General features: G+C 49.1%; 11 protein-coding genes. 4 read left to right on the plus strand and 7 right to left on the minus strand.

The genetic code is table 11. The features are described 5' to 3' along the window. Positions 1-13 precede the first annotated feature (13 nt). A complete protein-coding gene (gene feoB, locus I8U17_RS12820; protein ID WP_198055750.1) occupies positions 14-2,026 on the minus strand; it encodes a ferrous iron transport protein B in 2,013 nt (670 codons plus the stop codon). Beyond that, a complete protein-coding gene (locus tag I8U17_RS12825; RefSeq protein ID WP_235281589.1) occupies positions 2,023-2,259 on the minus strand; it encodes a FeoA family protein in 237 nt (78 codons plus the stop codon). The genes feoB and I8U17_RS12825 overlap by 4 nt, the downstream gene beginning before the upstream one ends. Positions 2,260-2,562: 303 nt before the next feature. On the opposite strand from I8U17_RS12825, the gene I8U17_RS12830 reads away from it, so the two are divergent. Then, positions 2,563-3,180 (plus strand): DedA family protein, encoded by a 618-nt coding sequence (locus tag I8U17_RS12830; RefSeq protein WP_152568464.1) that lies wholly within the window; start codon positions 2,563-2,565, stop codon positions 3,178-3,180. Positions 3,181-3,230: 50 nt separating this feature from the next. Here I8U17_RS12830 and I8U17_RS12835 read toward each other — a convergent pair whose 3' ends face one another. From I8U17_RS12835 to I8U17_RS12850, 4 genes are all read right to left on the minus strand, one after another. Then, positions 3,231-4,205 carry a pyridoxal-phosphate dependent enzyme gene (locus I8U17_RS12835; RefSeq protein ID WP_198059503.1) on the minus strand — a complete coding sequence of 325 codons (975 nt, stop codon included), beginning with the start codon at positions 4,203-4,205 and terminating at the stop codon, positions 3,231-3,233. A 378-nt stretch (positions 4,206-4,583) separates the two neighbouring features. Continuing rightward, complete coding sequence (locus I8U17_RS12840; RefSeq protein ID WP_198059504.1) at positions 4,584-5,069, minus strand: hypothetical protein; 486 nt, start codon at positions 5,067-5,069, stop codon at positions 4,584-4,586. Continuing rightward, on the minus strand, positions 5,041-7,152 hold the full coding sequence (locus I8U17_RS12845; protein ID WP_198059505.1) for a HelD family protein: 2,112 nt from the start codon (positions 7,150-7,152) through the stop codon (positions 5,041-5,043). The genes I8U17_RS12840 and I8U17_RS12845 overlap by 29 nt, the downstream gene beginning before the upstream one ends. 138 nt (positions 7,153-7,290) lie before the next feature. Continuing rightward, the gene (locus I8U17_RS12850) at positions 7,291-7,995 is read right to left on the minus strand and encodes a cysteine hydrolase family protein (RefSeq protein WP_198059506.1); all 705 of its coding nucleotides are present in this window, start codon (positions 7,993-7,995) and stop codon (positions 7,291-7,293) included. Positions 7,996-8,190: 195 nt separating this feature from the next. On the opposite strand from I8U17_RS12850, the gene I8U17_RS12855 reads away from it, so the two are divergent. Both I8U17_RS12855 and pdaA read left to right on the plus strand, forming a co-directional pair. Next, positions 8,191-8,556, plus strand: a complete 366-nt coding sequence (locus I8U17_RS12855; RefSeq protein WP_198059507.1) for a four-helix bundle copper-binding protein — start codon at positions 8,191-8,193, stop codon at positions 8,554-8,556. A 130-nt stretch (positions 8,557-8,686) separates the two neighbouring features. Then, positions 8,687-9,472 (plus strand): delta-lactam-biosynthetic de-N-acetylase, encoded by a 786-nt coding sequence (gene pdaA / locus I8U17_RS12860; RefSeq protein WP_198059508.1) that lies wholly within the window; start codon positions 8,687-8,689, stop codon positions 9,470-9,472. A 63-nt stretch (positions 9,473-9,535) separates the two neighbouring features. On the opposite strand, the gene I8U17_RS12865 is transcribed toward pdaA, so the two are convergent. Continuing rightward, complete coding sequence (locus tag I8U17_RS12865; RefSeq protein WP_198059509.1) at positions 9,536-10,801, minus strand: alkaline phosphatase; 1,266 nt, start codon at positions 10,799-10,801, stop codon at positions 9,536-9,538. Between the two features lie 507 nt (positions 10,802-11,308). Here I8U17_RS12865 and I8U17_RS12870 point away from each other — a divergent pair. Beyond that, positions 11,309-11,656, plus strand: a complete 348-nt coding sequence (locus tag I8U17_RS12870) for a YkgJ family cysteine cluster protein (protein ID WP_033099636.1) — start codon at positions 11,309-11,311, stop codon at positions 11,654-11,656. Positions 11,657-11,799 lie beyond the last annotated feature (143 nt).

An 11,799-nucleotide genomic window follows, 5' to 3' on the forward strand; every position in this document is an offset into this window, starting at 1 on the left:
TCTCTCCCCCTTTTCATTGAAATCCCAACCATTTGCCCCCCTGATAAATGATCAGCGAGATCACGTAGGCGACCGCCAGCGCATATCCGACGGAGAACCAGGTCCATTTCGCCGATCCGGTTTCCTTTTTGATGACGGCCACAGTCGCCAGACACGGAATATAGAGGAGGATAAAGGCCATAAAGCTGTATGCCTGCAGCGGGGTGAAAAAGTGCGAAATGATTTGCCCCAGGCCGGCATCACCCGAAGTCGCGTAAATGATGTTCATGGTCGACACAACGACCTCTTTGGCCAGGAAACCGGTAAGCAAGGATGCTCCCGCCTGCCAATTGCCAAATCCGAGCGGGGCCAAAAGCGGAGCGAGGATTCCTCCGATTTTGGCCAAAAAGCTCTGGTTCATCTCGACTCCGAACCCACCGGGTCCCGCATACCCCAACAGCCAGATGGCAACGGAACCCCCAAAGATAAACGTCCCCGCTTTTCTCATAAAACCTTTTCCCTTTTCCCAGGTGCTCCGCATTAACGTGAGCCACTGCGGAACCCGATAGGGCGGCAACTCCACGACAAAAATCGATTCTCCGTCATCCATCAGGCCGGTTGAGAACAGTTTGGCCAAAATCAAAGCCACAACCACCCCCAACACATAGAGGGACAGGACGATCAGCGCCTGATGTTCTTTAAAAAAAGTTCCCACAAACAGACTGTAAACCGTCAACCGTGCTGAACAGGACATCAAAGGGGTCAGGATGATGGTCAGCAACCGCTCTTTTGGCTGCTCGATGGTGCGGGCGGCCATCACTCCCGGCACATTACAGCCGAAGCCGATAATCATCGGAATAAAAGCTTTGCCGTTGAGGCCCACCGCTTCCATCAATTTGTCCATCACCATCGTCACACGCGCCATATATCCTGAATCCTCAATAAAGGAAATGAGCAAAAACAGGATAAAAATTTGCGGAACAAAGACGAGAACGCCGCCGACTCCGGCCACAATTCCCTGAATCACGACAGCCTTCATAAATTCCGACGCCCCGATTTGTGTCAATAACTGCGTCAGGGTGTCAGCGAGCGGACCATTGATCCATTCATCAAGCAAGTCGGACAATGGTGTGCCGAGCCAATCAAAAGTAAGCTTAAACATCAAGTACATAAACAGCAAGAAAACAGGAATGCCCAGAAAGCGGTTCGTCACAATCTGATCAAGGCGATCAGTGAAGGTGACGCCAACTTCCTTGGCCCGGGTCACACAGCTTTCCAAAACGGATTGGATAAAGCGGCTGCGCACCCGGTGTATATGCTGCTGAAGCGATTTTACAGACGCTTCGGCGCACACCTCACGTTCTGCCTGTTCAAACAAACGCTTCAAGTCTTCTTCGGAAATGTATTTGGTTAACAGCCCTTTCACCGTCTGGTTGCCTTCAAAAAATTGCAGGGCAAGCCAGCGCTTTGAAGGCAATGACAGCCCGTCCGGAATCTTTGAACACAACTCGCGCATGGCTCGTTCCAAAGGCAAACCGTAATCCAGATGCAAAGGCTCTTTGTTTTCTTTGGCACTTTCCGACAATCGGCCGGCCAATTCGGCGCAACCTTTGCCGGTGCGGGCGACAATGGGAACCACCTGACAGCCGAGCTGTTCTCCCAAACGCTCCGCCTCAATCAGGCTCCCCCGTTTTTGGGCCACATCGATCATATTAAGCCCGATCAAAACCGGTTTTCCATACTCCAGCAATTGGATGGTTAAATACAAATTTCGTTTTAACTGTGAAGCATCGACAATATTTAATATCAAGGAAAATTCATCATGTAGCAAAAAGTGCGTCGCCACGCTCTCATCGCGTGATACAGGATTGAGCGAATAAATTCCGGGAAGGTCGATTAAGGTGCCTTGCTTGTTTTTCAGGGTACCCACTTTCTTTTCGACGGTCACTCCGGCCCAGTTGCCGATATATTCGTATGAACCGGTCAGGATATTAAACAGGGACGTTTTCCCCGTATTTGGGTTACCGGCCAACGCAATGTTGATCATATGCGTTCCACTTGAATGCCCAGAGCTTCCTGACGCCGGATGCCAATGCATTGACCATCGATCTCGATTGCGATCGGCCCCCGAAACGGCAAAATCCGTTTAACCGAAACAACGGAGCCTTCCATAATGTCCAAATCGACCAAACGCTGTTGCACAATCGGATTTACATTCGCTGTATCGATAATCCGTACACGATCTCCCTGTTTGATTTCCGTGAGTAAAATGGTTCTCACCCCAGTAAAATAATGATAATCATTATCAATTCATTTACATTATATGAGATAAATTCTCATCTGTAAATGATTTAATGCAAGCATGTGATGGAGGTATTCATGAAAGCGAGCGGCCTTTGTCTCCGCTGAAGTGGTCTATGTCAATAATCAACGCACTTGAATTTGATCATTATATCTGCTGTTTTCACAGCAAGAAAAAAAGGAAAAAATAAAGGGGAGGAGTATCAAATCCGATTGCCAGCATGTTGCTTCTGTAACATTGCCTCAAATCAGTTGACAAACCACCTGACAGAAGGGATTCCTTTGGAACACAAAGCACTTATTCACTTGCTCCTGCATTACAAATATATCGGCATCTTCAGCCTCTTTATGTTCGGGTTGATCGGGCTGCCCGTGCCGGATGAAGTATTGCTCACACTCATCGGCATTTTGGTCACAGAAAAAAAACTGGCGTTGATCCCGAGCGCGCTGACCAGCTATGCAGGCAGCGTAACGGGGATGTCTTTCAGCTACTGGATCGGCCGGGCTTTAACCAAGACCTTAGTCAAAAGATTCGGCCGTTGGTTTGGCATCACCCCGGAGCGATTGGGAAAGGCACATACATGGTTTGAACGGTACGGAAAATGGACGATCAGCGCCAGTTACTTCATTCCCGGTTTGCGTCACGTGATCGCTTACTTTTCCGGTTTCAGCCGTTTATCCTACCCCCGTTTTCTCCTGTTTGCCATCATCGGCGCCGGCTTCTGGATCACCCTGTTTCTTTCTTTGGGCCTGTTGCTCGGACGGGATTGGCTGTTTTTGCTGGCGGCCATTCACCGCTATATGCTGATTGCCGTTTGTCTGGCCGCAATGTTGTTGCTGTTCGGCTGGTCTCTCAAAAAAACCATGACAAAACCCCGGAAGAATCCCGAACATGATTAACATGCCGCCTTCCGGGGCCTTTCTTTTCCGCGCCATCCTCTTTGGCTCCGCTATATATCCCACTTTCCGCTGATTTTCGCCCACAAGCCGGGGTCCAGATTCCCCCCGCTGATGATGACACCGATTTTCTGCCCGCATGCAAAGGGAACTTTCCCTGCCAACAAGGCGGCCACCGTTACGGCTCCTGACGGCTCCACCACCCACTTGAAGCGAGTAAAAATATAGCGCATCGCCTCGATAATCTCCTCTTCCGTCACCGTGACGATTTCGGAAACATGATTTTGGATGACGGGAAACGTCAATGTCCCGAGTGAAGTGGTTCGCAGTCCGTCCGCGATCGTATCGGGTGAGTCGATGGTTACCCGCTCTCCTTTTGCCAAGGATAAGGCTGCATCATTTGCCTTGGCGGGTTCGGCTCCGACGATGCGAATCGACGGATTCACTCCATGCGCGGCAATGGCCGTCCCGGAAATTAATCCGCCCCCGCCAACCGGGGTCATGATTCCATCCAATTCCGGTACTTCTCTCAAAAGCTCCAATGCAGCCGTCCCTGCCCCGGCGATCACGCGCGGATGATCAAAAGGGGGAATCAAGACCATTCTCTTTTGCTCCATCCACCTCTTGGCAACCTGTTCGCGATCTTCTTTCCACCGGTCATAAAAAACGATCTCCGCCCCATAGCCCCGGGTTGCTTCCACTTTTACCCCGGGGGTATCCTGAGGCATGACGATGACCGTCTCAATCCCCAGAATTTTGGCGGCCAGCGCAATCCCCTGGGCGTGATTTCCGGAAGAAAAAGCGATAACGCCCCTTTTTTTGTCATCGTCGTCCAGTCCGCTGACAGCATGGTAAGCCCCGCGAAACTTAAAGGCTCCGCCGCGCTGAAAATGTTCGCATTTGAAATAAACTTCGTACCCCGTCCACTCATTAAATGAACGGGAAGTCATGACCGGAGTCCGGTTTGCAATCACGTCCAGATTCTGCGCTGCTTGCACAATATCATCAAAGTTTACGCTTTTCCCCACTTCGATCCGCTTCTCCCCTCTTGGAGCCGGCCATCGCAAGATCCGGGATACGCCGGCAAAATTCCGGGCAGTAACCAAAGCCCGGATAGAAAACAAGCCCGCTCCGTTTCTTTCCTTCGCCTTCTTTAGATCACCCTCAAGGAAAAAAACCCATTCCCTTCTTCAGAAATCCGCCTCTTCACCGGGAATCACTGCCGAAAAACGCAGCACAGCCCGGTGTCCTCCGGCTGAACCACCTCAAAACATGCAAATGCGATGCGTGAGCAATATTCCCCCGCTTTTCTCCTTCCTGGGCAATCATCCATACGGCTGTGCCAAAGACTACATATAACGAATACATATATTGTATCCCAATTGTCAGTGCGAAAGGAATGAAGACTATGCACCACAAACAAAGGGGAGAATTTGACCACCCCTATGCCCATCTCCAGCAACAGCCATTTCCGTTTCCTCCGAGCCGGCCTCAACAACCGATGCAGCCCGGACAACCAACCACCCCGTCTCAGCCGCTAACGCCATACCCGATGATGCCACGGCAACCTTCGCAACCCGGACCGGGAGGACCTTCCCCGACCAGGCCATCGTACCCATCCCCCATGCCAGCCAGACCGCAACAACCTTCACCGCCGGGGCTCGGAACTGGTCCGACCCGTTCGATGCCGAATCCCCTGCAATGGTTTCTTCAATATATTTATCGACCGCCGCATCGGTATTAAGAACACCTTGGCGCGTCATCGACAGGGCTGACGATTTCCAACTGAAAGAAACCGTCAGCCCGTTTTTTGGCCCCGCCACTCTGCATGATTTTCTCACCCCGCCAGGAAAAATAGACGGTTCAATCAACTGAAGACAAAAGGCCTTCAACTGCCCCTTCCTGTACAGCATCGGCCAACGAACGGCCGATGAGCGGCGAACAAGGATCGTTGCAGAGCAAATAAAGCTGATGCAGGGCCCGTGTACACCCGACAAACAGCAACTTTGCGTTTAATTCGTCATCAGGATAATGTTGATCATCAAGGTCCATCATCACCACCGCATCAAATTCCATCCCTTTGCTCAAATAAACGGGCAGGATGGAAAGGCCGCCCCGATACTCAGTTTGACCGGAGAGGATCAGGTTGGGCTGCCATCCGTTCGCCAACAATTGTTCATATATTTTTCTGCTTTCTTCTTCCGTTCGCATGATAATCGCCAGCGATTGAACTTTGGCAAACGTTTGCCGGAGCAATTGCAAAAGCTTCTCCAGCCTCTCCTCCCTGCCGGCGTGAATCACACGGACGGGTTCCCCGCTGCGGTAAACAGGTTTGGCCAGAGCGACATCCCCTGCATATTTGCTCACAATCTGATTGGCAAAGCGTATGATCTCCATCGTGGAGCGATAACTTGTATTCAGCTCAAATTTCCGAACCTGATCCTGATCGAACACCTCAGCCAATTCACGCCACTCTGTAATCCCGCGAAAGGAATAAATGTTTTGCAACAAGTCGCCCAAAATTGTAAAAGAATTTCCCCGGCAGTGCTTTTTTAAGATCGCCAGTTGATAAGGCGATACGTCTTGCGCCTCATCCAAAACAATGTGATCATACACTTCCTTGGCATCCAGTCCGAAAAAGCGGTGCTTAATTGCCACGAGCGGGGCCAAGTCTTCCCATTCGATTTCTTTCTTTTTCCCGGCCACCATCCCGTATTCCGCCGGCAAAGATCGCAGCAGCTGCTGATACCATTTCAAGGGAGTGTGATTCGGCCATGTTTTCATAAAGCTGCGCAACCGGGCGGATGCTTTCTTTTTTATCTCTCTGCGCGGATCAAGATGGCGGATTTCTTTATATTCCGTTTCCAACCAGCGTTTGATCCGGGCCATCACCCGCTCTTTGCGCTTCATCAGCGGCTCATGCCGATATTCCTCATAAAACCATTTTTGAATTTCTTCAGCCGGCAGATGCTTGTTCTCCCAGGCCACAAACGGACGGTCTGGCACAAAGGACGCCTCATACTCATCCAGTCGTTTTTCCACCAGTTGCATAAAACGGATGCTTCCTTTGAAACGGGCAACCTCACTGCCCTTTGTCCCCTCCGTTCGCTGCTCAAACCACCATTCCAACCGTTCATCCTGACTTCGCAACTCCACTTGCTCTTCCAATTGTTCCAAAGCCCAGTCGGCAAATGTGGTTTGTTTTACATCCCCCACTCCCAGTTCCGGCAGTACATCGGAAATATAATCAATAAACATTTGGTTTGGAGCAAATATAATCATTTTCTCCGGGCGGATCTTTTCCTGGTAGCGGTAGAGTAGATAAGCGAGCCGATGAAGCGCGACCGTCGTTTTCCCGCTGCCGGGTACACCCTGAATGATGATGGCCCGGTTACGCTCCGCGCGAATAATCTGATCCTGTTCATACTGAATCGTCGACACAATGTCCCGCAGGCGGTGATCTTTATTTTCCTCCAGACGATAAAGCAAAAATTCATCAGTCACGTTCACATTTTCCGCACCGCGCACATAACTGTCGACGACCCGCTCCAACTGCTGATTGCGAATGGCGATATTCCGTTTCAAATGGACTGTTCCTTCAATGCGTCCATCGGGAGAATCATAATAAGCCCGATCACTCTGTCCGGAAAAAGAATAAAACATGCTCGAAACCGGCGCCCGCCAATCAACCACCAGCAAATCGCCGGTATCCTCGTCTTGAAGTCCCACTTTGCCAATATAAATGGGAACCACCCGGCTTGTTTGCTGCTCCTGAAAATCAAGCCGTCCGAAATAAGGTTCCTTTTTGGCAATGTCCAGATTTTGCCTTTGTTTTTGCCGCTGAGCGTCCAGCGCTTGTTCCACCGGATCCTTCCCATAATAACGGGGGATTCCATCCAGTGTTTTTTGTTGCTGTTCCACTTTTTTCAATACATCTGCCAATTTTTTCTTCTCCTCATTAAAAGGGGTGTCCAACCAATTCACATCCTTCCAAGAACAGTAAAAAGCACCGGGATTGGACGGTGCTTGCATTAAATCCATGTAATTTTTTAAAACGGGAAATGGTTATATTCTACACCATTTCTTTCTTTCCTCCAAAAATAATATCAAAACTCATTCGAATTCCGAAAAAAGGTCCAGTACAGAAGACGAAGTGGGCAAACACCAATCTCTTTGCAAAACAAACGCCAAAGTTTTCCAGCTGATCAGACATACTCCCGCCAAGATCATCTGCTGAATGACGGATTCCGTCACAACCGTTTTCTCCTCTTCTTCTCCAATCACCATAAACACCTGGTATCCCTGTGATACTGCCGTGAGCGCGGTAAAGACGGCGGCCGGATCGAGTCCTATCCCGGCCAAAATCAGACTTTTGCACTTCGTCTGCCTGATTGCCCCAACAAAATCACAATGCTCCCAGGCATTGGTCTCTGTTCTCGGAAGAATCGGCACTGCCGGAAAGAGGCTGTGCAATTTTTGCTCCAGCACCCCTCTCCTGCTTCCCTTCTCCGTCCTCAGCAAAGATATCAACGCCGGCATCTGAAAAATCCCCGCCAGCCGGCCAAGCACAATCATCCGTTTCATCAATCCGGAATGTGCCACCGGACCGGCAGCAGCCAGCAGCTCCTCTTCCAGATCCAGATAGACCAGAACCATCCTGCCCGGATCGTGCTGCGGAGGAGCGGGCCCCATTTCCGGAAACGGTTTTCCTATTTTAAACCAACCGGGATCAACACCTTCATAATGGCGTTCATTATGAACTTCATGATGCACTTCATGGTGCACTTCCGTAAAAGTGCCACGTCGCTTCCTATTCATAATATTCCCCTTTTTACCCCTCTGATCCTTTCTTCAATGTATGCCCGGTTCTTCACAAAAGAGACTGTCTCATCTGTAACCGGACAGCAGGCCATTGCAATAAATCCCTGAACATGGGAAAAACGGCCATATCCTTTTGTGTTCATGACGAATAGCTTAATTAGGGACATCAGCAGAGGAAATGGAGGAATCATGATGCCACGTCGTACCGAATTGGCCCGGACGGCCGAACAATGTGCACGAACCTGTGAACAGCTGGCCCATACCCTTTGGCACCGGCAGGACGTGCACCGGAGAATGAGACAAATCCGCCTGTTGCAGGATTGTGCCTTTTCCTGCAGACATTTACACCTGTTACTTATCAGAAATCGTCCGGAAGCAAGACAAGAAGCGGAGCGCTGTGCTTCAATCTGCGAAAGATGCGCCAGGGAGTGTCGGAAATTCTCCGATCCGGAATCCCGCCACTGCGCCGAGGTGTGCACGAACTGCGCCAGAGATTGCCAAAACTACGTCCGCGCTCGGTCGTTCAGTTATGAGTGGGATCTGTACAGCTATTTTTAAACCGGGGCCTCCCGGTTTTTTTATGCATCCATCCATATCCTATATATGGATGGATAACTGTCCGCTGAGCGAGAGATATTACCCCTAGCCAAATTCAGGAGCCATCAAAAGGAAAGGAGTGAAAACCAACATGAAACAAGTGCGATTGTTTGGCCTTGTATTCGCCATCATCTGTCTGTTAATTGTTCCCCTTGACGCCAAGGCACATGAAGCAAAACCGTATCACTTCGGGTTTAAAAAGAGCAAAAACGGCCAGCTTCCTTCCATCGCCCAGGAAGGATTCATGGAGATCCTGAAAGAGCATGGGGCCATTTTCCTCGGGGATTCTCATAAAAAAGAGCTGTTTCTCACCTTTGATAACGGATATGAAAATGGATATACCGGCAAAATCCTCGATATTCTCAAAGAAAAAAAGGTTCCTGCGGCCTTTTTTGTTACGGGTCATTATGTCAAAGACCAGCCCGAATTGATCAAACGAATGGTTAAAGAAGGACATGTGATTGGCAATCATTCATGGAATCATCCGGACCTGACCCGGGTTTCGGCCGACACGATCAAAAACGAGCTGACCCAAGTGAAAGACGAGGTCACCCGTATAACCGGTACGAAAGATATGCATTTCCTCCGACCGCCCCGGGGGATTTTCAGCGAGCAATCCCTGGCTGTCAGCGGCAAACTTGGCTATACGAACGTTTTCTGGTCCGTCGCTTACAAGGATTGGGATCCCAAAAGGCAAAAAGGCTGGAAATATGCTTATGAGAATGTAATGTCCCAACTCCATCCCGGGGCTGTGATTCTGCTGCATACCGTCTCTAAGGACAATGCCGAGGCATTGAGCAAAATCATCGATGATGCCAGAAAGCAGGGGTACCAATTTAAGAGCTTGGAACAACTGAAAGTGAAAAATTACCGGTAGGAATATGGAAAAAAGAAGGAGCCATGCCCGGCTCCTTCGACTTCATTTTTCACGGGTATGTCCTTATTCTTTTCTTGATAAACCCATGGCCTGAATCAGGGCTTCATGGATTCGCGTGTTTTCATAAACCCCCATAAACAGCCGGCCACCACATCCTGCTGCCGTCAACGGAACATCAACAGCCGTATGCCCCGTGGTTGTCCAATCAGCAAAAAACTTCTGGTCAGAATGGGCTACATCGAAAGGCCCGTCTTCTCCGGATATGGATTTTTCGTCACCAGACTCATCTTTGCTGTCCGCCTCTTCCACAGCCAAGCCGCCGGTTTCATGATCAGCGAGGACGATGACTAAAGTATCCGGATGTTTTTTGGCATATTCCTTTGCCAGGGCAACTGACTTGTCCAGCTGTTGTCCTGCTTTGATCATTTGTGTCGCGTTATTTTGGTGCCCCATCTCATCAATCGCTTCCTCTTCGACCATCAGGAAAAAACCTTTTTTGTTTTTGGACAAGGTATCGATCGCTTTTTTCGTCATTTCAGGGAGGGAAACAACCGGGGCATACTGATCGCCATCGCCTTCAGGATGCTGTTTGAACATTTCTTCATTCGCAAAAAGCCCAAGCAGTTTGTCACCATCCGCTCTTTTTAATTGCTCTGCATTGGTAACATAGTCATAACCGAGCCGCTTCGCTTCTTCAACAAGATTTCCCTTTGTCCCTTTGCTCGCTTCACTTTGGCCTTCCGCCGGATGATCAGGATAAGCGCCGGGATTTCCCGCCGGGTACCAATAATCTTCCCCACCGCCAAGGAGAACGTCGACTTTGCTGTTTTCAAGATACTGTTTGCCGATCTCGCTCTGCAAGGAACGATCGGAGACATGTGCTCCAAAGGCTGCCGGCGTGGCATCGGTAATCTGGCTGGTTGTAACCAAACCGGTTGATTTGCCTGCCTTTTTCGCCCGTTCCAAAACAGTTTCCACCGGCTGGTGATTGACATCCACTCCGATGGCCCCATTGTAAGTTTTTACCCCGGATGCCATTGCCGTTGCGGCAGCGGCCGAATCCGTCACCACACTGGCTGAAGAAGTGTGAACCTGACCGATGTAAGGCATATCATTCATGGACAGTTCACCTTTTGTTCCAACGGTGGCAAGTTTAATTGCTTCCCGGGCAGAGGTTCCCATTCCGTCTCCCACGAATAAAATCACGTTCTTCGCCTTGACATGTCCGGGACGAACACCAGATCCTTTGGCCTGAACAAAACCGGTCAATGCGCAAGCGGACAGAAGGGACAAGGACAGCGCAGCCGATGCGATCAATTTTCTGTTCAACTTTTCCCTCTCCTATCACTGATTTGTTTAATCTCCTCCATTCTAAATCGGTTTTATTAAACAATCTTGAAGAAACTGCAAAAATAGAATTCATTTCGTGTTACTGAATCAAATTTCCAACAACTGACCTAAGAGACAGACCTACAGCCTGCGCGCTGAACAGACCGAGATCCATCATGCTCGAGAAGAGGCATCAGCATTTCCCGAATGATGATAATCCATTTTTTGAACCGGAAGGAGATGAAGGGATTTTGAAATTCAGACAAGAAAAACTTAGCGCGGGAGACGGTTACCGGGGTACAAGGAAGAGCATGTCCAAAATTGCCCGGCGTTTACACAAACAACGTCTTGTTTTCGAATAAAGCGCGTTCCACGCACCCATTTAATATTGACAAATAACTAATTTTATGTTATTATTAAAATTTATTTGACAAACTAAAACGCCACCTGTTATGATGGATACGAGACGAAACCCAATCCGGCAATCCACAGAGACAGGGGGTACATATGGAAAACTTACCATGCAAGGGATGCAGAGGATTATGTTGCGGACCTGTTCCTGTTACAGAGCGAGAGCTTAAGATAATAAAAAAGAAAATTAGATCGATGCCACATAAACAACGTTTGGCATTGGAGAAACAACCGCGGTTTTATGGAACGTGTATCTTTTATGACCTGGAAAAGGACCGATGTGGGATTTATTCGGCAAGACCGGAAATTTGCCGTGTGTTTGGCTATCATAAAAACCTGTCTTGTTTCCGCAAACCCGAATTGGCGACAAAAGATAATTGGACAGCCAAAGAAAAACATGTTGGTATATTGTCTCAGGATTTTACTTGGAAGGACTTCAAATGACGTTTTTTGGTTTTTTTCAACGCTTGGCAATTTGATCATCCGCCATCCTTCATTTGCGTGAATGGAATGCGGATGCATCTTTTGTTCGAAAGAAAACAATTTTTTCACTATAAAGAATAAATCCAAGGCCATAAAACAGTTCG

Origin of the sequence: Thermoactinomyces sp. CICC 10521, from assembly GCF_016055135.1 — a bacterium.
Lineage (GTDB): Bacteria > Bacillota > Bacilli > Thermoactinomycetales > Thermoactinomycetaceae > Thermoactinomyces_A > Thermoactinomyces_A daqus.